Raw genomic sequence first — 20,655 nt, forward strand, 5'->3', positions numbered from 1 at the left:
CCCAATCCGGCGCGAAGAGTTTCGCATGATCGCCCGCCTTCTCCTGCTCCTTGCCTGCCTCGGCTTCGCTTCGAGTCTCGGCCCGTCCCAGGCTCAGGGCCTGCGTCCGCCCGCCGATCTCGTGCGGGCGAGCCTCGCGGCGGAGCCGCAGGCGGTTGCGGGCGGCACGCCCTTCACCCTCGCCGTCACGATGACGCTGAAGCCCGGCTGGCACGTCTACTGGCGCAATCCCGGCGATTCCGGCCTTCCGCCGGAGATCACGTGGACTTTGCCCGCCGGGTTCGGCACCGGGGGCCTCCGCTGGCCCGCGCCGCACCGCATCCCGATCGCGACGCTGATGAACTACGGCTACGAGGGCGAGGTGACGCTCCTCGTGCCGGTCTCGCCGCCGCCGAGCCTCGATCCGGCCGAACCGGTGCGGCTCGCGGGCAAGCTGACCTATCTCGTTTGCGAGACGGAGTGCATTCCGGGCTCGGCCGATCTGAGCCTGACTCTGCCGGTCGGCAAGGCGACGCCCGATCCGGCCAACGCTGCCCTGTTCGCCCGCGCGCGGGCCGCCCTGCCCGTCGCGCCGGTCTGGCCACAGCGTCTTTCCCGCGAGGGCGACCGGATCCGCCTGGATTTCGCCGCGAGCGGCCTGAAGCCGGATTCGATCAAATCCGCTGCCTATTTCCCCTATGGCGAGACGGCGATCGACAACGCCGCCGAACAGACGCTGAGCGTCGATGACCAGGGTCTGCATCTCACCTTGGCGCGGGGGGACGACAAGACCTTCCCCGGGTCCCTGCCCGGCGTGCTGACGGTGGAGGAAGAGACCGGCAACGGCGTCGTGCGCCTCGCCTTCGCCTATGGCGACGAGCCCGCGGCGGTGCCCTCGGCCATGCCGTCCGCGAGCACTCCCGCATCCTCCGGCGCCCCTTCCCAGCCGGCGGACCAGCCGACGCTCCTGGCAGCGATCGGTCTCGCGCTGCTCGGCGGGCTTATTCTCAACCTGATGCCCTGCGTTTTCCCGGTCCTTTCGATCAAGGTGCTCGGCCTCGTCCGCCAGTCGGGCGAGAGTCTGGGGCGGGTGCGGCTTCACGGCCTCGCCTACACGGCGGGCGTGCTCGCGAGCTTCCTTGGGCTTGCCGGGCTGCTGATCGGTCTGAAGGGCGGCGGGGCGAGCCTCGGTTGGGGCTTCCAATTGCAATCGCCGCCGGTCGTGGCCGGTCTTGCCTATCTGCTCGTCGCGGTGGGTTTGAGCCTGTCGGGGGTGTTCTCCCTCGGCGGGCGATTCGCGGGGATCGGCGACGGCCTGACCCGCCGGGCCGGACTCTCGGGCTCGTTCTTCACCGGCGTGCTCGCAACGCTCGTCGCCACTCCCTGCACCGCTCCCTTCATGGGCGCGGCGGTGGGCTTCGCGCTGACGCAGGGACCCGCCGTGGCGCTGGCGGTGTTCGCCGCCCTCGGGCTCGGCCTCTCGCTGCCCTTCCTCGCTCTGACCCTGTGGCCCGGCGCCGTACGGATCCTTCCCCGCCCCGGCGCATGGATGGAGACGCTGAAGCAGGCGCTTGCCTTCCCGGTCTATGCCACGGCGGCGTGGCTGATCTGGGTGCTGGCGCAGCAGGTCGATGCGCGCGGCCTGTTCGCAGCGCTCATCGGCGTCGTGCTCGTGGGCTTCGCGGCCTGGGCCTGGGAACGCAGCCGCAACGCGACTCCCCTCGGGGAGCGAATCTTCCAGGGGTTGGCCGGCCTCGCGGTCATCGCCGTGGTGACTTTGGGCTTCGGCCTGTCGCAGCAGCCTGCCCTGTCGACGGCGCAGGCCGCTTCCGAGGGCACCGAGCCGTTCAGCCGGACGCGGCTCGATACCTTGCGCGACGCGCGGCGCCCGGTCTTCGTGAACCTGACGGCGGCGTGGTGCATCACCTGCGCCGTCAACGAGACCACCTCGCTGTCGCGACCGTCCGTTCAGGCGGCGATGCGGGCCAAGGGCGTCACCTACCTGAAGGGTGACTGGACCAACCAGAACCCGGAGATCACCCGTCTGCTCGAAGAACACGGCCGCAGCGGCGTGCCGCTCTACCTGCTCTACACGCAGGGCGAGCCGCAGGTGCTGCCGCAGATCCTCACGGAGGGCACAGTGCTGGACGCCCTGTCCGCCATCCCCGACCGCACGGCCGCGGTCCGCTAGATCACGCTTCGAGGGAGAAGGTCTCGTCGAAGGCGTAGCCCGAGCCGCGCACGGTGCGGATCGGGTCGGTCTGGCGCGGCCCGTTGAGCGCCTTGCGCAGGCGGCCGACATGCACGTCCACGGTGCGCTCGTCGATATAGACGTCGTGGCCCCACACGCCGTCGAGCAATTGCTCGCGGGAGAAGACCCGGCCGGGGCTGAGCATCAGGAATTCGAGCAGCCGGAACTCGGTCGGCCCCAGATGGAGTTCGGTGCCGCCGCGCCGGACGCGATGACCGGTGCGGTCGAGCTCGATGTCACCCGCCGCCAACCGGTCGGCGACATGGGCGGGCTTGGCGCGGCGTAGGAGGGCGCGCACCCGCGCCAGCAATTCCGGCACCGAGAACGGCTTGACGATGTAATCGTCCGCACCGGTGCCGAGGCCGCGTACCCGGTCGCCTTCCTCGCCCCTGGCGGTGAGCATGATGACCGGCAGACGCTCGGTCTCGCGACGCGCCCGGATGCGGCGACAGAGTTCGATGCCCGACAGGCCCGGAAGCATCCAGTCGAGCAGGACGAGGTCGGGGGTGCGCTCGGCGAGCAGCAACTCGGCGTCGTCGCCCCGCGCGGCGGAATCGACGCTGAAGCCCTCTGCCTCCAGATTGTACCGCAGGAGGGTGGTGAGCGCCTCTTCGTCCTCGACGATCAGGACACGCATGGCCGGTGGTCCATTCCACGCCGGATGCCCCCGGCCGAAGGCGACCGAGGGGTCCGGGCAACGCTGTTACGCCGCGCGGCCTTCCTGAGCGAGGGCCGCGCCGTCGATGGGTCAGGTCCTGCCGGGCCTGAGAGCCTCTCACAAAATTCCCGCTAAGCCGTCGAGGCCAGGGGGAGAACTCCCGGTGAACGGGAGTTCTATGAGGAGCTCTTAGGCGCCCGGCACGACCGTCGTGTAGTTCGAGGCGTCGTTCTTCGGGCGCTCGCCCATGAAGATCTCGCCGGTCTGAAGATAATGGATAGTCTCGGCGATGTTGGTGGTGTGATCGCCGATGCGCTCCACGTTCTTGGCGCAGAACAGGAGATGCGTGCAGAACGAGATGTTGCGCGGATCCTCCATCATGTAGGTCAGGAGTTCGCGGAACAGGGAATTGTACAGGGCGTCGATCTCGCCGTCCCGTTCCCACACGTCGTGGGCGGCCTTGATGTCACGGCTCGCATAGGCGTCCAGCACGTCCTTGAGCTGCCCCTCGGCGAGGTCGCTCATGTGGCGTACGCCGAGCACGATCTTCTGCGCGGGCGACTGGTCGGCGATGGCGGTGACACGCTTGGCGACGTTCTTGGCGAGGTCGCCGATGCGCTCGAGATCGCCCGAGACGCGGATGGCCGAGATGGTCTCGCGGAGGTCCACCGCCATGGGCTGGCGGCGGGCGATGAGCAGGACCGCCTTCTCCTCGATCTCGCGCTGGAGCGTGTCGAGCCGCTTGTCGGCCAGAATCACCGCCTGGGCGAGGTTCTCGTCCTTGCGGGCGAGGGCGAGGGTCGCCTCGCCGGTCATCTTCTCGGCGACGCCGCCCATCTCCGAGATCGACCGGCGCAGGTCCTCTAGGTCCGTGTCGTAGGACGTGACGATATGGCCGGGCATGGCGAGACCTCCGCGAATCCTGATCTGTGGCTCAGCCGAAGCGGCCGGTGATGTAGTCCTGGGTGCGGCGCTCGGTGGGGTTCATGAAGATCTTGTTGGTCTGGTCGAACTCGACCAGTTCGCCGAGATACATGAAGGCCGTGTACTGCGAGATGCGGGCCGCCTGCTGCATGTTGTGCGTGACGATGACGATGGTGAACTCGTCGCGCAGCTGCTCCATCAGCTCCTCGATGCGGCCGGTCGAGATCGGGTCGAGGGCCGAGGTCGGCTCGTCGAACAGGATCACCTCCGGACGCTGCGCCACGGTGCGGGCGATGCAGAGGCGCTGCTGCTGGCCACCGGAAAGGCCGGTGCCGGGCTGCTTGAGCTTGTCCTTCACCTCGTCCCAGAGGGCGGACTTGCGCAGGGATTCCTCGACACGGACGTCGAGCTCCGCCTTGGGCAGCTTCTCGTAGAGGCGCAGGCCGAAGGCGACATTGTCGTAGATCGACATCGGGAACGGCGTCGGCTTCTGGAACACCATGCCGATGCGTGACCGCAGCTCGTTCAGGTCGACGTTCGAATCGAGCACGTTGCGCCCGTCGAGCAGGATCTGCCCCTCGGCGCGCTGCTCCGGGTAGAGACTGTAGATGCGGTTGAAGCACCGCAGCAGGGTCGACTTTCCGCAGCCCGAGGGGCCGATCAGCGCCGTCACCTGCCGATCGTAGAAGTCGAGGTTGACGTTCTTCAGGCCGTGGAACGACCCGTAGTAGAAGTTCAGGTCCTTCACGGCGATGCGGACGGCCCGGCCGGCGGCAGGGGCGTTGTGGCCCATGGCACCTGTCGGCCTTGCGGAGGCGGCGTTCATCGTCATGTCCTCGTGGTGGGATCGTACGTCACGCGGGGTCAGCGGGAACGCTGGGGCTTGATCACGATGCGGGCGACGATCGACAGGGCCAGGATGGTCCCGGTGATCAGGAGGGCGCCGGCCCAGGCGAGACCCTGCCAGTTCGGATAGGGCGAAAGCGCGAACTGGTAGATCATCACCGGAAGGTTCGCGACGCCGCCCATGAGGTTGGCCGAGAACCAGGAATTGTTGTTGAGCGCCGTGAACAGGAGCGGCGCGGTCTCGCCCGCGATGCGGGCCAGCGCCAGGATGATGCCCGTCACGATGCCCGCCGAGGCCGCCTTCCACGTCACGCTGGTGATGACGACGGAGGGGGGCGCGCCGAGCGCCGCGCCGGCCTCGCGCAGGGTGCCCGGCACGAGCCGCAGCATATCCTCGGTGGTGCGGACGATCACCGGCACCGCGATGATCGCCAGCGCCACGCCGCCGGCCCAGCCGGAATAGGTCCCCATCGGCCGCACCATCAGGGTGTAGACGAACAGGCCGATCAGGATGGACGGCGCCGAGAGCAGGATGTCGTTGAGGAAGCGGATCAGATCCGCGAGCTTCGAATTCCGCCCGTATTCCGCAAGATAGGTGCCCGCCATCACGCCGATCGGCGTCGCGACCACGATGCCGATCGTGGTGAGCACGAGGCTGCCCAGGATCGCGTTGGCGATGCCGCCTCCCTCCGAGCCGGGGCCGGGGGTCGGCTGCGTGAACAGGGACGGGGTGAACCCCTGGACGCCCCGGACGATCAGCATCAGCAGGATCGAGCCGAGGACGATCGCCCCGACCACCGTGGCCACGAGGCAGGAGACCCGCAGGATCCGGTCCGCCACCCGGCGGCCGGGCCGGACGCGGCTGGCGCGCTGCGGCGCCGGAGCCGTCACGAGGGGATTGGTCGCGTCCATGGCGATGGTCTCCTCAGGCGGCCCGAACGCGGCGGGTCAGCAGCCGCGCGATGATCAGCACGATGAAGGTGATGACGAACAGGATGCAGCCGAGCGCCATCAGGGCGTTGAGCTGAAGCCCGTCCGCCTCGTTGAACTCGTTGGCGATCCGCGAGGCGATGGTGGACGAGGGATCGAAGATCGAGGCCGAGAGCCGGTTGGCGTTGCCGACCACGAAGGTCACCGCCATGGTCTCGCCGAGCGCGCGGCCGAGGCCGAGCATGATGGCTCCGATGATCGAGACCGCCGCCTCCGGCACGAGCACGTGGCGCACGACCTCCCAGGTGGTGCAGCCGATGCCGTAGGCGCTCTCGCGCAGGACCGTGGGGATCTGGTCGAGCATATCGCGGGCGATCGAGGCGATGAACGGCACGATCATGATCGCCAGAATGATGCCGGCGGTGAAGATGCCGACGCCCGAAGGAACGCGGGCGTAGAGCAGCGTGCCGATGATCGGCATGCCCTCGACGAGGTTCGAGACCGGGATCTGCACGAAGCGCGCGAAGAGCGGCGCGAACACGAAAAGGCCCCACATGCCGTAGATGATGCTGGGGACGGCCGCGAGCAGCTCGATCGTCATCGCAACGGGCTTGCGAGCCCAGCCGGGGCAGAGCTGCGTGAGAAAGATCGCGATGCCCAGCGAGACCGGCACGCCGATCAGCAGGGCGAGGACCGCCGAGGCGACCGTGCCGATGACGGCGACGAGGGCGCCGTATTGCTCGGTGCCGATGTTCCAGGCGCTCGAGGTGAGGAAGCCGAAGCCGAATTCGCGGAAGGCGGGCCAGCCGCCGTAGATGATCGAGCCGAGGATCCCGGCGAGCACCAGCAGCACCACCAAAGCGGCGCCGTAGGAGGAAGCGCGGAACAACGCATCGAGGCCCCGGCTCGGCCCCTTGCGCGGGGTGGCGCGCGTCTCGGCGCTGGCGAGGGACTGCGTCAAGGCGGACATCCGCGATTCTCTGAAGATGATGGACTGTTATCGCGGAGGTGTCCGCGATGCGAGGGAGGGGGCGTGTCGCCCCCTCCCGGCCCGGATCACATATCCCGGATCACATTCCGAAGACGGGCTTGCCGTCCTTGCCCTTGATGGTCTTCCACTCGTCGTGGATCAGGCCGACGACGTTGTCCGGCAGCGGGACGTAGTCGAGGTCGGAAGCGAGCTTGTCGCCGTTCTTGTAGGCCCAGTCGAAGAACTTCAGCACCTCGGCGGCCTTCGCCGAGTCGGCCGGCTCCTTGTAGACGAGGATGAAGGTCGCGGCCGTGATCGGCCAGGCCTCGGCGCCCGCCTGGTTGGTGAGCGAGATGCCGAAGCCCGGAGCGGCCTTCCAGTCGGCGCTGGCGGCAGCGGCCTGGAACGCCTTGTCGGTCGGCTCGGGGAACTGGCCGTCCTTGTTCTGGATCAGCGTGTAGGCGAGCTTGTTCTGCTTGGCGTAGGCGGACTCGACGTAGCCGATCGAGTTCGGGACCTGCTTCACGGTGGCGGTGACGCCCTCGTTGCCCTTGCCGCCCTGGCCGACGGGCCAGGAGATGGTGGTGGCGGCGCCGAATTCCTTCTTCCAGGCCTCAGAAGCCTGGGAGAGGTAGGTCGTGAAGATGTTGGTCGTGCCCGAGGCGTCCGAGCGGTAGACCGGGGTCACGTTCGCGTCGGGGAGCTTCACGCCCTCGTTCAGCTTGGCGATGCGCGGGTCGGACCACTTGGCGATCTTGCCAGCGTAGATGTCGGCGATGAGTTCGCCGGTCAGCTTCAGCTTGCCGGGCTCGATGCCGGGGATGTTCACCACGGTGACCACGCCGCCCATCACGGTCGGGAACTGGACGAGGCCGTCCTTGGCGAGCTGCTCACCCTTCAGAGGGGCGTCGGTGGCGCCGAAATCGACGGTCTTGGCCTGGATCTGCTTGATGCCGCCGCCGGAGCCGATCGACTGGTAGTTCAAGCCGGTGCCGGTCTCCTTGCGGTAGGCTTCCGCCCACTTGGAATAGACCGGGAAGGGGAAGGTGGCGCCAGCGCCGGTGATGTCGGCCGCCAGGGCCGCAGAGGCGAGCTGGGCCGTCGCGAGGCCGAGGGCGAGCGCGTAAGCGAAGGGTTTCAAGGGTGTCTCCGTCTCGGTCAGTCGCGCCGCTGCCCTGGGGCGATACGGCGCACATCCAAGGGGCGCGGAAAGCTCCGGCCGGGCTCGGGGGCGATACGAAGGTCGTATGACAGGCCTATGACAAGCTGGCCCGCGGCATCCTTCCGCGCTGCGGTAAGAAACTGATTTTCCGATTCGATCTGGCCTGGAAACCGATCGGACATGTAGTTTCGGCGGGGCGCGTTCCAGAGGATGGCACGCTATCGCGGGCCTCTGCGTTGATGTCGCATCGACTCGCGGATCCGAAGCCGCGGGAGATGGGGCCGAGAAGGACGCGGAGCGTGGTGACAGGGACGGCGCAGGAGGGACAGGATCCGGACGCCGCCTGGCGCGAGCTTCACGAGGAGCGCGAGGCGCTGGAACGGGCTTTGGCCCTGGTCCAGACCCGGCAGCGGATCGCGAAGGACGATGCCGAGGCCGACGAGGCGGCACGCGAGGAAGCCGGGCTTCTCCTGAACCTCGATCGGGTGCTCACGCGGATCCGGGCGGCGGAATACGGCCGCCAACCCGGCGCGAGGCGCTGGTAGCGCGATCAGACCGCCTGACGGCGCTCACGCTCCTTGTGGCGCAGGCGCAGCAGCAGATCGACCTGGGAGTCGGGAATCGGCTGCGTGTCGATGCTACCCTCGTAGACACGGCGCAGGCTCTGCCCGAGATGGCCGGTATCCACGCCCGTTCCCGACTTGGCGGAGGGGGCTTGCGTCCGTGACTCGGCGACAATCCGGCTCATGGTCTTAATCCCGCACCGAAAACCGTCTCGCTCTCCTTCCGGAATGAGCGACGGACACCGTCGATCAGGTTGGTTAATTCCTCGTTACCGTCAACCTGTCGTTAAGCTTAACGACCTGACTGCGACACTAAGGCCTCTTCACGCCCCCTGAAGCAGCCGGGCGGCGGCGGCGCGGGCCTCGTCGGTGACCGTGGCGCCCGCGAGCATGCGGGCGATCTCCTCGCGGCGATCCTCCACCGGCAGCGTCGAGACGCGGGTGGCTACCCTCCCCGCTCCCTTGACCGGCGCTTTGGCGATCAACAGATGTGTCGCCGCCCGTGCCGCGACCTGCGGTGCATGGGTGACGGCGATGACCTGCACCGTGTCCGCCAAGCGAGCGAGGCGCAGGCCGATCGCATCCGCGACCGCGCCGCCAACGCCGGTATCGATCTCGTCGAAGATCAGGGTCGGGGCCGAGCCCTTGTCGGCCAGCACCACCTTCAGGGCCAGCATGAATCGGGACAGCTCGCCGCCCGAGGCGACGCGCATCATCGGTCCGGGCTTGGTGCCGGGGTTGGTCTGTGCCCAAAACTCCACGCGGTCGATTCCCGCCGCATCGCGAGAGGCGGGATCGGTGACGAGCTCGGTGATGAAGCGGGCGCGTTCCAGCTTCAGAGGCGGCAACTCCGCTTGCACCGCCGCGTCGAGCTTGCGCGCGGCCTTCTTGCGCCCCGCGCTCAGGGCTTCGGCCGCGGCGGCATAGGCGGCCTCGGCCTTGTCCTGAGCCGCCGCGAGGACGGCGAGTTCCGCCTCGCCCGCGTCGATCGCCGCCACGTCGGAGGCGAAGCGCCCCGCGAGGTCCGCAAGATCGTCGGCCGCGACGTTGTATTTGCGTGCAGCGGCGCGCAGGGCGAAGAGCCGTTCCTCCACGCGCTCGAGTTCGCGCGGGTCGAACTCGGATTCCGCCACCGCGTTCTCGATGGCCGCACGCGCCTCGTCGAGGGCGACGAGGGCGGCATCGAGGGCGTTGACACACGGCTCCACCAGAGCGGGCAGTAGGGACGCCCGGCGCTCCAGCTTGCGCAGGGCCGCCGAGAGGTGCGGCACGGCCGAATGCGGGCCCCCAGCGGCGTCCAGCGCCTCGTTGAGTTCGCGGGCGACCTTCTCCGATTGCTGCATCACCGTGCGCCGCTCGGCGAGACTCGCCTCCTCCCCCGGGAGCGGGTTCAGCTCGCTCAGTTCCTCGACGGCGTGGCGCAGGAAGTCGGCCTCCCGCCGGGCGGTCTCGACCTTCTCCTTGTGCTCGGCGAAGGCGGTGCGGGCCGTGCGCAGGGCGCGGGCGGCAGTCCCGACCTTGGCCGACTGCGATTGAAGCCCCCCGAACGCGTCGAGGATCGCCCGGTGGGAGGCGGGATCCGCGAGCGCCCGGTCGTCGTGCTGGCCGTGAATTTCCACCAGGGCCGCGCCGATCGCCCGGAGTACCTGCACGCCCACTGCCTGATCGTTGACGAAGGCCCGAGTCCGCCCGTCGGCCATCTGCGTGCGGCGGAGGATGAGGTCGCCCTCGGTGTCGATCTCGGCCTCGGCAGCGATCCGCCGGGCCGGATGATCGAGGGCGACATCGAACACCGCCGTGACGCCGCCCTGCGATTCACCCGAGCGGACGAGGCGGCCATCGCCGCGCCCGCCGAGCGCCAGGGCGAAGGCATCGAGCAGGATCGATTTGCCCGCGCCGGTCTCTCCCGTGAGGACGCTGAGGCCCTCGCGGAAATTCAGCTCAAGCTTGTCGATCAGAACGATGTCGCGGATCGCGAGCTGCGCGAGCATGCTGCGGCGGGCATCCCAGAGTCGAGAGGAACCGGAAACGCTTCCCGGAACGGAGTGCGTACATAAGCCGGGCCGAGATAGGTTTCACCCGAAAACTTCGCGGCGTCCGTACGCGGCGCTCCGAACGCAAAAGGCCCGGAACCTTCGTTCCGGGCCTTCGCGCACACACTGGATGCGTCGTTACTCGGCCGAGGCGGTGCGCCCGGTGATGGAGCGGAACGCCTTCGACAGGAAGGAGGACTTCTCCTCGCGCGGCTCCAGGCCGTTATTGGCGAGGAGCGCATGCGCGTCCTTGTACCATGGCGAGTCGGGGAAGTTGTGCCCGAGCACGGCGGCGGCGTTCTGCGCCTCCTGCGGGATGCCGAGCGCCCAGTACGCCTCGGTCAGGCGCTCCAGCGCCTCCTCGGCGTGTCGGGTGGTCTGGTACTTGGACACCACGTCACGGAAGCGGTTGATCGCCGCCGGGAAGTTGCGCCGTTCCAGATAATAGCGGCCGATATCCATTTCTTTGCCGGCGAGCTGGTCGCGGGTGATCTGGATCTTCGACTTGGCGTCGGATGCATATTCCGAGGTCGGATACCGCTGGATCAATTCCTGAAGGGCGGCGAGCGCCTTCTCGGAACGGTCCTGGTCGCGGGTCACGTCCGGGATCTGCTTATAGTTCGACATGGCGATCAGGTACTGCGCGTAGGCCGCATCCTTGCTGGACGGATGCCGCTGCAAGTACAGTTTCGAGGCGTTGATCGCGTCGTCGTACTTCTGTCCTTCGTAATTCGCGTAGGCCGTCATCAACAGCGCCTTACGCGACCAGTCGGAATACTGGTACGTCTTGTCGAGGCTGTCGAACTTCTTGACGGCGCCTTCGTAGTCGCTGTCCTCCATCTTCGCCAAGCCCTCGCTGTAGAGCTTGTCGGCGGGGACATCCGGAATGACTTCCGGCTTGTACTTCTCGGAGAAGATCCCGGTGGGATCGAAGTCGCAGCCGCCGAGGCCGAGGCCCAGCACGGCCACGAGCGGAGCCGCCAGGGCCGCGAGGCCGCGATGACGAATGGTGACAGGCATTCTCGCGCTCTTTCCCCCACCCGGAGCGGTTTTCGCCGCCGGGATGCCAACCCGTGGTGGTCTCCGGCTCCAGGGAGCCGAGCCCGCCGTTTACGGGCGGTTAAACCGTGACGCTCGATTTGGGCGTGAAAGGGGCGATGGTGAGGCGGCCCGCATCGGTTGTGCAGTGTGCTCCACCGGACACAGCCCCGGACGACCCCGGATGCCGCCTCAGACGTCGGCGGCGAAGGCTGCGAGACCGAGGCTCGCGCCCAGATCGACGAGGGTGCCCTGGCGGGTGCCGGCGGCGGCCTCGACGATGGCGTAGTTGGCGCGATCCGAGAACAGGGCGGACAGGACGCCGACATTCATGCGATGGCCGCCGCAATAGGAGCGGTACGCCCCCTGGATCGGCAGACCGGCGAGGGCGAGGTCGCCCACCGCGTCGAGGATCTTGTGGCGGACGAACTCGTCGGGGAAGCGCAGCCCCTCGGGGTTCACGACACCGTTCTCGCCGACGGCGACGGTGTTCTCCAGGGAGGCGCCGAGCGCGAAGCCCGCCTTCCAGTACTTCTCCACGTCCTTCATCATGCCGAAGGTGCGGGCATCCGCGACCTCACGACGATAGGTCGCCGGCGACAGGTCCATGGCCTTGCGCGAGCGGCCGATCACCGGGTTGTCGAAATCGATCTCGACATCGAGGCGGAAGCCCCGGTCGATCGGACGGAGTTCGGCGAAGGCGCGGCCGACCTCGATACGAACCGGACGGAGAACCTTGAGCCAGCGCTTGGGGGCGCCACAGGACGCGAGACCGACGCGGTCGATCGCCTCCACGAAGAGCTTGGCCGAACCGTCGAGGATGGGAAGCTCGGGCCCGTCGATCTCGATCAGGGCGTTGTCGACGCCCAGACCGAACAGGGCGGACATCAGGTGCTCGATGGTGGCGACGGCCCCGGTCTCGACGTCACCGATGACGGTGCAGAGTTCGGTGGCGGAAACGAGGGCGTGATGGGCCTTGATCAGGCGGTCGTTGCCGAGGGGGGTACTGGTTCGGAGGAAGGCGATGCCGTGGTTGGCGGGAGCGGGACGAATCGTGATCGCGGCGGGGTTTCCGGAGTGGACGCCTACACCTGTGAGGGTGGCCGCCGCCTTGAGGGTGGTCTGATTGTTCGTTCGCATTCCTGAGCCCTCGGCCGCAATCCGGCGTCGCCAACCCGGTGGCGGGTGATGGCGTGCGCTCGATCCGTCCGCTGCTTGATGCCCCTATACCGCTGACAGGTTGTATCCCCGCGGTACGTTCGTTCTTACCGGATTAGCTATAGCCGCGCTCCGCAAGCCAGCCAAATCACGGATTCTTACCACTTGTTACAAGCCTAGCCGGATCGGAATCGGCATAAATCGCAGGCCGTACAAGGGTTTAAAAAATGGTTAACACGGGGCGGATCGGCGGTCGTTCTGTGGCACGCATGCATCATACACACAGGCCATAAAGCTGACGAAACGATCTCACGCCGTGCACTCCGGGAGGAGTACACAACGTGAGGTTGAATCGACCCGGCCGTGAGACCGGGATGGTTTCTGATGGTCGGCGAGCCGTCAGTTGGCTTGGCGACGGAGGAAGGCCGGGATCTCAAGCTGATCGTCGTCCATCATCCGCGGCTGCTGCGGCATGGCGCGGCCCTGACCGTCGAGGCTGCCCTGGGCCGGGCGGTATTGCGGAGCCGGGGGCACCGGGGCGCGGGGCGCCTGGGGCATCGGCGGCTGGTAGGCGGCCGGAGCCTGATACGGCGCCGGAGCCTGAGGAGCCGTGGGCATCGCGGCGTTGCGCGGGGCCGGGGCGGTCTCGTCGTCACGCCGTCCGCCGAAGCCGACGGTGGCGAGACGGCGCAGCAGCGAAGTCCGCTTGGATTCCGGAGCGGCCTCCTCGGCGGCCCGGTTCGCCATCAGCTGGGTCTGGGCGATCGGGGGAAGCTCGTGGATCTGCGGCATGCGCGGGGCGCGGGCCACGGCGGGAGCCGCGACGGGAGCCTCGGCACGCGGCGGCACGAACGGGCCGCTATGGATCTGCGGGGCGGCCTCGATGCGCGGCGCGGCGGGAGCCGGCACGAACGGGGTCGCGGCGCGGGCCGGCACCGGGGCGAGAAGCACGTCGTCGCGGGTCGTGACCGGAGTCGGCTCGGGACGCAGCTCGTGGCGCGGTTCCATGACCGGCGCGGCCGGGGCGGCGGCGACCGGGGCGGCAGGAGCCTGGACCGGAGCCGGAGCGGGGGCCTGGGCGAAGCTCGATTCCGTGCGGATGCTCGGGACCGGCGAGGACGCGCGGGCACGGGCCTCGGCGCGCAGGCGCTCGGCCACCTCGGCGATGCGCTGCTCGGTCTCGGCGACGGCCGGGTTGTTCGGCGAGTTCGCGGAGATCAGGGCCGGCTCGATGCCGGTGGCGACCACCGACACGCGGATGATGCCGTCCAGGCTCTCGTCGAAGGTGGCACCGAGGATGATGTTGGCGTCCTGATCGACCTCCTCGCGGATGCGGGTGGCGGCCTCGTCGAGTTCGTAGAGGGTGAGGTCCGAGCCGCCGGTGATCGAGATCAGCAGGCCGCGGGCGCCCTTCATCGACACGTCATCGAGGAGCGGGTTGGCGATGGCGGCCTCGGCGGCGCGGTTGGCGCGCTTCTCGCCGGACGCCTCGCCGGTGCCCATCATCGCCTTGCCCATGCCACGCATGATCGCGCGCACGTCGGCGAAGTCGAGGTTGATGAGGCCTTCCTTGACCATCAGGTCGGTGATGCAGGCGACGCCGGAATAGAGCACTTGGTCGGCCATCGCGAAGGCGTCGGCGAAGGTGGTCTTCTCGTTGGCGACCCGGAACAGGTTCTGGTTCGGGATGACGATCAGGGTATCGACCGCCGCCTGAAGCTCCTGGATGCCGGCTTCGGCCGTGCGCATCCGGCGGACGCCCTCGAACTGGAACGGCTTCGTCACGACACCGACGGTGAGGATGCCCATGTCGCGGGCCGCGCGGGCGATGACCGGAGCCGCGCCGGTGCCGGTGCCGCCGCCCATGCCGGCGGTGATGAAGCACATGTGGGCGCCCGAGAGCTGGTCGCGGATCTCATCGATCACCTCGTCGGCGGCGGCCGAGCCGACCTCCGGATGCGAACCGGCGCCGAGGCCCTGTGTGGCGTTCAGGCCCATCTGGATGACCCGCTCGGCCTTCGAGGAGGTGAGCGCCTGGGCATCGGTGTTGGCCACCACGAACTCGCAGCCGAGCAGGCCCGCCTCGATCATGTTGTTGACCGCGTTGCCGCCGGCGCCGCCGACGCCGAACACGGTGATGCGGGGCTTGAGTTCCCGGATGTCCGGCGCCTGGAGGGAGATGGCCATGGTGTCGAGCCTCTGCTGAACTTCGGTGTGTCGCGTGGCGCCTCGCGGCGCCGGTTTTTTCGTCTGAGCCCCCGCCCCTCGCGGGGCGCGGAACCCTAGAAGCTGTCCCTGATCCAGCGGACGACCCGCGGCAGGTACCGGTCCGTGCCGGTCGCGGCGAAGACGCCGTGGCCGCGCGGTTCGAAGTATTCGGCGTGGGCGACCTGCGGGTAGACGAGCAAGCCGACCGACGCCGAGAAGGCCGGACCCTTGGCCGCCTCGGGCAGGCCCCGGATCCCGAGGGGGCGACCGATACGCACCTGCCCCTGCATCACCCGCCGGGCCACCTCCGGCAGGCCGACGAGCTGGCTCGCCCCGCCCGTCAGCACCACGCGGCGCCCGGCCTGGGCGGCGAAGCCCGCGTTGCGGAGCCGGTCGCGGACCAGCTCCACCACTTCCTCGACGCGCGGCTTGATGATCCGCACGAGCTGCGAGCGCGGGATATGCGCCGGGGCGTCGCCCTCCTCCTCGCCGACTCCGTGGACCGCGATCATGTCGCGCTCGTCGGACGGAGACGAGATCGCCGAGCCGTAGAGGGTCTTCAGCCGCTCGGCCGCCGCGACGCGGGTGGAAAGGCCCCGCGCGATGTCCATGGTCACGTGGTGCCCGCCCACGGCGACCGCGTCGCAATGGACCAGATGGCCGCCCGAGAACACGCCGACGCTCGTCGTGCCGCCACCCATGTCGACGACGCAGACGCCCATCTCGGCCTCGTCGTCCACCAGAGCCGAGAGGCCGGCGGCGTAGGGGGTGGCGATCACCGCCTCGACGCCCAGATGGCAATGCTCGATCGCCAGCATGACGTTGCGCGCAGCGGCGAGTTCGGTGGTGACGACGTGTAGGTCGACGCCGAGCGCCTCGCCGATCATCCCCGAGGGGTCGATCACGGCTCCCTGCCCGTCCAGGGCGTAGCCGGTGGGCAGGGCGTGCAGCACGGCCCGGCCGGGGCTGACGCCATGGGCGCTCGCCGTCTCTAGCACGCGCTCCACGTCCGAGCCGGTGACGCTGCCGGAGCGGACATTCACCCGCGCCTGGAAATGCTGCGAGGCGAGACGCCCGCCGGACATGTTCACGATGACCGACTGAACCTCGACCTTGGCCATCCGCTCGGCGGCATGCACCGCCTGACGGATCGAGTTCTCGGCCGCTTCGAGATCGACGATCGCGCCGCCCTTGAGGCCGACCGAACGCTGGTGACCGATGCCGATGATCCGCGCGAGGTGCGTGCGCCCCTTGAGCGTCGAGAGCGCCTCGGCGGGCTGAAGCTCCGCGATCAGACAGACCACCTTGCTCGTACCGATGTCGAGGACCGAGAGGATCGTCGAACGGCGGGCCGAGAGCGGCTTCAGACGCGGCGTGAGGCCGTGTTGGCTGTGCATGAAACGCTACCGGACGCGAAAGGCGGGACGGACGGAAAGTCTGAGGGCGGTACGGGGCATCATGTCGGCGCCCCCGGCTTCTTCTTGTTCTGCTGCTGTGCCTCGGCGCGGGCGGCGGCGGCCTCTTCGGTCAGGCGCACCACCACCCGGTCGGCCATGCGCAGGTCGACGGCGATGATGTCCTTCTCCAGCAGGCGCTCGTTGCGCTCCAGACGCACCAGCCGGGCCAGCGCCCCGGCCGGATCGTCCTCCGGCAGGCGCACGTCGATGCCATCGAGCTTGAGGGTCCAGCGGCGGCCGGACACGTAGGTGCCCGCCTTGATTCGCTCCGCGAGGGGACCGGCGGCAGCCACCAGAGCCAGATATTCCGGCAGCTTGGCGTTGGCGTTCTCGCCGACCACCAGGGGCAGAGTCGCGTAGCGGTCGTCGCGCATGGCGTCGATCACCGTGCCGTCGGCGGCGATCACGTTGATCACACCGTCCTTCTGCCAGAGAGCGGCGGGCTCGCGCTCGATCTGCGTGATGGCGATGTCGTTGGGGTAGATCTTGCGCACCGAGGCCTGGGCGATCAGCGGCACCCGCAGGAGCCGTTCGCGCGCCTCGTTCACGTCGAGGAAGGGCACGGAGGAGCGCCAGTCGATCCCGGCGGCGGCCAGAACCTCGCGCTCGTACATCCGGGAGATGCCGGTGATCGTGACCCGCTTCACGCCGAACCCGGCGATCCGCGCGGCGACATCCAGGGGGCGCCCCTGCTCCGCGACGAAGGCGTCGTAGCGCCCGCTGGCGACGAAACCCGCCAGCGACAGGGCCGCGCAGGAGACCGAGACGATGACGAGACCCGTCCCGCGCGGCAGGCGGTCGGCCATCGACTGGCCGCCGCGGACCCGCCGCACCGAGAGGGCGCGGGAGGGGAAGCGCGAGGCGAATCGCAGAAGCGGGTTGCCGGCGAGCCGCGCGGATACCCCCGCGGCCCGGGCGGGACCCGGGTTCAGCGATTCAGGGAAGCGTCCTCCACCATCCATCGGACGAGCTCACCGAAACTCAGGCCCGCATGGGCCGCCATATCCGGCACAAGGCTCGTCTGGGTCATGCCGGGTTGCGTGTTGACCTCGAGAACGACGAGCGCCCCGGTTCCACCCGGCGTGTCGTCGTAGCGAAGGTCGGCACGGCTGACGCCCCGACAGCCCAGCGCGCGATGCGCCGTTAACGCCAACTCTTGGACCCGGTGGTAAACATTTGGTTTAAGTTCTGCCGGGAGGACATGGATGGACCCCCCCGGTGCGTACTTGGCGTCGTAATCGTACCACTCGGTGGCAGCCTTCACCTCGATGACGCCGAGCGGCTTGTCGCCCATCACGCCGCAGGTCAGTTCACGGCCCGCAATGTAAGGTTCTGCAAGGACTTGCTCGCCGAACCGCCATTCGTCGGAGGCGAGGATCTGGGGCGGATGCGAGCGCCCGTCACGCACGATGATCACACCCATCGACGAACCTTCCGCGATGGGCTTCACCACGTAAGGCGGCGGCAGGACGTGCTGGCTGGCGGCCTCCATTCGGTTAACGACCCGACCGCCGGGCACGTCGACGCCCGCCGCCCGCATCACGATCTTGGCGCGCTCCTTGTCCATGGCCAGCGCCGAGGCGAGCACGCCGGAATGGGTGTAGGGGATCTTCAGGATTTCGAGCAGGCCCTGGATCGTACCGTCCTCGCCGTCCGGCCCGTGCAGGGCATTGAACGCCGCGTCCGGCCGGAGCGCGCTGAGAACGGTGGCGACATCGGCCCCGACATCGATGCGCGTGACCTTGAACCCCTCGCCTTCGAGGGCATCGGCGCAGGCCTTGCCGGAATTCAGCGAGACCTCCCGCTCGGAGGAGGTTCCGCCCATCAGGACGGCGACGTGACGGGTCATGGGGCGGGCTCCGGTCGTCTTGTTCGAATCGGTCTCAGGATGCGGACGGCAGGGGCACGCCGATCCGCTTGATCTCCCAGCGCAACTCCACACCGCTGGTTTCGCGGACCCGGCGACGGACCTCCTCGCCCAGCCCTTCGATATCGGCCGCCGTGGCGCCGCCGCGGTTGATGAGAAAGTTGCAATGCATCTCGCTGACCTGCGCCCCGCCACGGGTCAGGCCCCGGCATCCGGCGGCGTCGACGAGTTGCCACGCCTTGCCGCCTTCGGGGTTCGCGAAGGTCGAGCCACCGGTCCGCTCGCGGATCGGCTGAGCGGCCTCCCGCGCGGCGGTGACGCGCTCCATCTCCGCTTCGATCGCCCCGCGATCCCCTGGACGGCCGCGGAACACGGCCTGCGTGAAGATGGTGTCCTCCGGCGCGGAGGAGTGGCGATACGCGAAGCCCATCTGAGCCGAGTCGAACACGTGCAGGGCGCCGCGCCGGTCGATACCCCTCGCCTCCACGAACACGTCCGTGGTTTCGCCGCCATGGGCGCCCGCATTCATGCGCAGTGCCCCGCCGACCGAGCCGGGAATGCCCCGGAAGAAGGCGAGCCCGTCGAGGGACGCTTCGGCGGCGGCCTTGGCGAGGCGCATATCCGGCACCGCCGTGCCCGCGCGGATCGTCTCGCCGTCTACGGCGATGGTCCCGAACGCCTTGCCGCCGAGCCGCACGGTCACGCCCGGAATCCCGCCGTCACGCACGATCAGGTTCGAGCCGAGCCCGATCACCGTCACCGGCACGGAGGGATCGAGCACCGCGAGCAGGGCGGCAAGGTCGTCCTCGTCGGCGGGGGTGAACAGCACCTCCGCCGGGCCGCCGACGCGGAACCATGTCAGGTCGGCCAGGCTCGCGCCCGCCACCAGCCGCCCCCGAAGATCGGGGGCGGCGGCGCGGATCGTGTCGTGCAGAGCGTTCATATGTGTTCTCCCCCTCTCCCCGCCTGGGGGGAGAGAGTCTTGCCGACCTCGTCGTCGGCGAAACGAGGCGGCAGCCGAAGGTGAGGGGGCGGTGACGAACGAGTCTCGCGGCAAGCCCCCTCACCGTCGCCCTTCGGGCTTGCCTCTCCCCGCCTGGGGGGAGAGGGGGGAAGCGCGGCGAGGATGGTGTCCCGCACGACCGATGTCTTCTCGCACGTGTCGCTCACCCCCGAGCGGCCAACTCACCCGGTAGCGCGTAGGCCCATTGGGTGATCGTGCCCGCGCCGAGACACACGACGTAATCGCCGGGCTTGGCGAGGTCGGCCACGATGCCCGCCAGATCCTCCGGCCTGTCGAGGGCGCGAGCGTCGCGGTGGCCGCGCGAGCGCAGGCCCGAGACGAGGCCATCCCGGTCGGCGCCCTCGATCGGCGTCTCGCCCGCTGCGTAGACCGGGGCCACGATCACCGTGTCCGCATCGTTGAAGCAGGTGCAGAAATCGTCGAACAGCGAATGCAGGCGGCTGTAGCGGTGGGGCTGCACCACCGCGATCACCGAACCGTCCGTCGAGGCACGGGCGGCCTTCAGCACCGCCTTGATCTCCACCGGATGGTGCCCGTAATCGTCGAAGATCGCCGCGCCATTCCACTCGCCGGTGCGGGTGAAGCGGCGCTTCACGCCGCCGAAACCGGCCAGCGCCTTGCGGATCGCGTCCGCCGGGACGCCGAGTTCGTGGGCGACGGCGAGCGCGGCGGTGGCGTTCAGCGCGTTGTGCTTGCCCGGCATGGGCAGCACGAGGTCCTCCAGCTCCATCCGGTAGCCGGGGCGCCGGTCACGGATCATCACCCGGAACTTGCTCTGGCCGCCGCGCAGATCGACGTCGATCAGGCGCACGTCGGCCTGAGGGTTCTCACCGTAGGTGATGATCCGCCGGTCCTCGATATGGCCGACGAGGTCCTGCACCACCGGATGGTCGATGCACATCACCGCGAAGCCGTAGAACGGGATGTTGTCGATGAAGCGCCGGAACGCGTCCTTGATCGCATCGAACGAACCGAAATGGTCGAGATGCTCCGGGTCGATGTTGGTGACGATCGCCACGTCGGCCGGGAGCTTGAGGAAGGTGCCGTCCGATTCGTCGGCCTCCACCACCATCCAGTCGCCCGCGCCCATGCGGGCATTGGTGCCGTAGGCGTTGATGATGCCGCCGTTGATGACGGTCGGGTCCAGATTGCCCGCGTCGAGGAGAGTCGCGACCAGCGAGGTCGTCGTGGTCTTGCCGTGGGTGCCCGCCACCGCGACGCAGGACTTGAACCGCATCAGCTCGGCCAGCATCTCCGCGCGGCGCACCACCGGCAGGCGGCGCTCGCGGGCGGCCTGAAGCTCGGGATTGTCCCGGCGGATCGCCGTCGAGACCACCACCAGGGCGGCATCCTCGACATTGGCGGCCTCATGGCCGACGAAGGTGCGGATGCCCTTGTCGGCGAGGCGCCGGACATTGGCGTTGTCCGAGGCATCGGAGCCCTGCACCGTGTAGCCGAGGTTGCGCATCACCTCGGCGATGCCGGACATGCCGATGCCGCCGATGCCGATGAAGTGGATGGGTCCGAGTTGTTCGGGCAGCTTCATGGGGTTCAGACCTGTGCGGGACCGGCCGCTGTTGAGCGGCG

18 protein-coding genes are annotated in these 20,655 nt (G+C 68.8%); 2 read left to right on the forward strand and 16 right to left on the reverse strand.

What is annotated here, in order from left to right:
• The first annotated feature begins 25 nt into the window (after window positions 1–25).
• Window positions 26–2,170, forward strand: coding sequence for a protein-disulfide reductase DsbD family protein (locus tag J4O73_RS18730; RefSeq protein ID WP_426219765.1), 2,145 nt, complete (start codon window positions 26–28; stop codon window positions 2,168–2,170).
• Between the two features lies 1 nt (window position 2,171).
• On the opposite strand, the gene phoB is transcribed toward J4O73_RS18730, so the two are convergent.
• The 6 genes from phoB to pstS form a co-directional block, all read right to left on the reverse strand.
• Window positions 2,172–2,867 carry a phosphate regulon transcriptional regulator PhoB gene (gene phoB, locus J4O73_RS18735; RefSeq protein ID WP_426219767.1) on the reverse strand — a complete coding sequence of 232 codons (696 nt, stop codon included), beginning with the start codon at window positions 2,865–2,867 and terminating at the stop codon, window positions 2,172–2,174.
• A gap of 210 nt (window positions 2,868–3,077) precedes the next feature.
• Window positions 3,078–3,791: a phosphate signaling complex protein PhoU gene (gene phoU / locus J4O73_RS18740; RefSeq protein ID WP_378973435.1), complete on the reverse strand. Its 714-nt coding sequence runs from the start codon at window positions 3,789–3,791 to the stop codon at window positions 3,078–3,080.
• A gap of 31 nt (window positions 3,792–3,822) precedes the next feature.
• On the reverse strand, window positions 3,823–4,605 hold the full coding sequence (gene pstB, locus J4O73_RS18745; protein ID WP_378975626.1) for a phosphate ABC transporter ATP-binding protein PstB: 783 nt from the start codon (window positions 4,603–4,605) through the stop codon (window positions 3,823–3,825).
• Between the two features lie 71 nt (window positions 4,606–4,676).
• Window positions 4,677–5,570 (reverse strand): phosphate ABC transporter permease PstA, encoded by an 894-nt coding sequence (pstA, locus tag J4O73_RS18750; RefSeq protein WP_426219769.1) that lies wholly within the window; start codon window positions 5,568–5,570, stop codon window positions 4,677–4,679.
• A 13-nt stretch (window positions 5,571–5,583) separates the two neighbouring features.
• Entirely contained in the window at window positions 5,584–6,558 is a 975-nt protein-coding gene (gene pstC, locus J4O73_RS18755; RefSeq protein ID WP_426219771.1) for a phosphate ABC transporter permease subunit PstC, read from the reverse strand.
• A gap of 100 nt (window positions 6,559–6,658) precedes the next feature.
• Window positions 6,659–7,699 carry a phosphate ABC transporter substrate-binding protein PstS gene (gene pstS / locus J4O73_RS18760; protein WP_426219773.1) on the reverse strand — a complete coding sequence of 347 codons (1,041 nt, stop codon included), beginning with the start codon at window positions 7,697–7,699 and terminating at the stop codon, window positions 6,659–6,661.
• Window positions 7,700–8,019: 320 nt separating this feature from the next.
• On the opposite strand from pstS, the gene J4O73_RS18765 reads away from it, so the two are divergent.
• Entirely contained in the window at window positions 8,020–8,265 is a 246-nt protein-coding gene (locus tag J4O73_RS18765) for a hypothetical protein (RefSeq protein ID WP_426219774.1), read from the forward strand.
• Between the two features lie 5 nt (window positions 8,266–8,270).
• Here J4O73_RS18765 and J4O73_RS18770 read toward each other — a convergent pair whose 3' ends face one another.
• The 10 genes from J4O73_RS18770 to murC all read right to left on the reverse strand — a co-directional run bounded on the left by J4O73_RS18770 (window position 8,271) and on the right by murC (window position 20,614).
• Window positions 8,271–8,468, reverse strand: a complete 198-nt coding sequence (locus J4O73_RS18770) for a hypothetical protein (protein WP_426219776.1) — start codon at window positions 8,466–8,468, stop codon at window positions 8,271–8,273.
• 138 nt (window positions 8,469–8,606) lie between these two features.
• Window positions 8,607–10,274 carry a DNA repair protein RecN gene (recN, locus tag J4O73_RS18775; RefSeq protein WP_426219778.1) on the reverse strand — a complete coding sequence of 556 codons (1,668 nt, stop codon included), beginning with the start codon at window positions 10,272–10,274 and terminating at the stop codon, window positions 8,607–8,609.
• Window positions 10,275–10,454: 180 nt separating this feature from the next.
• Window positions 10,455–11,336 carry an outer membrane protein assembly factor BamD gene (locus tag J4O73_RS18780; RefSeq protein WP_426219780.1) on the reverse strand — a complete coding sequence of 294 codons (882 nt, stop codon included), beginning with the start codon at window positions 11,334–11,336 and terminating at the stop codon, window positions 10,455–10,457.
• Window positions 11,337–11,546: 210 nt separating this feature from the next.
• Window positions 11,547–12,494 (reverse strand): UDP-3-O-acyl-N-acetylglucosamine deacetylase, encoded by a 948-nt coding sequence (gene lpxC / locus J4O73_RS18785; RefSeq protein ID WP_426219782.1) that lies wholly within the window; start codon window positions 12,492–12,494, stop codon window positions 11,547–11,549.
• A 417-nt stretch (window positions 12,495–12,911) separates the two neighbouring features.
• Window positions 12,912–14,699 carry a cell division protein FtsZ gene (gene ftsZ, locus J4O73_RS18790; protein WP_426219783.1) on the reverse strand — a complete coding sequence of 596 codons (1,788 nt, stop codon included), beginning with the start codon at window positions 14,697–14,699 and terminating at the stop codon, window positions 12,912–12,914.
• A gap of 95 nt (window positions 14,700–14,794) precedes the next feature.
• Window positions 14,795–16,117 (reverse strand): cell division protein FtsA, encoded by a 1,323-nt coding sequence (ftsA, locus tag J4O73_RS18795; protein WP_426219785.1) that lies wholly within the window; start codon window positions 16,115–16,117, stop codon window positions 14,795–14,797.
• Between the two features lie 59 nt (window positions 16,118–16,176).
• Window positions 16,177–17,139 carry a cell division protein FtsQ/DivIB gene (locus J4O73_RS18800; protein WP_426219787.1) on the reverse strand — a complete coding sequence of 321 codons (963 nt, stop codon included), beginning with the start codon at window positions 17,137–17,139 and terminating at the stop codon, window positions 16,177–16,179.
• The gene (locus tag J4O73_RS18805; RefSeq protein ID WP_426219789.1) at window positions 17,106–18,026 is read right to left on the reverse strand and encodes a D-alanine--D-alanine ligase; all 921 of its coding nucleotides are present in this window, start codon (window positions 18,024–18,026) and stop codon (window positions 17,106–17,108) included. The genes J4O73_RS18800 and J4O73_RS18805 overlap by 34 nt, the downstream gene beginning before the upstream one ends.
• 34 nt (window positions 18,027–18,060) lie before the next feature.
• A complete protein-coding gene (murB, locus tag J4O73_RS18810) occupies window positions 18,061–18,987 on the reverse strand; it encodes a UDP-N-acetylmuramate dehydrogenase (RefSeq protein WP_426219790.1) in 927 nt (308 codons plus the stop codon).
• Between the two features lie 223 nt (window positions 18,988–19,210).
• Window positions 19,211–20,614, reverse strand: coding sequence for a UDP-N-acetylmuramate--L-alanine ligase (gene murC / locus J4O73_RS18815; RefSeq protein ID WP_426219792.1), 1,404 nt, complete (start codon window positions 20,612–20,614; stop codon window positions 19,211–19,213).
• Between the last annotated feature and the right edge of the window lie 41 nt (window positions 20,615–20,655).

It is taken from the genome of Methylobacterium sp. NFXW15, from assembly GCF_049887755.1.
Lineage (GTDB): Bacteria > Pseudomonadota > Alphaproteobacteria > Rhizobiales > Beijerinckiaceae > Methylobacterium.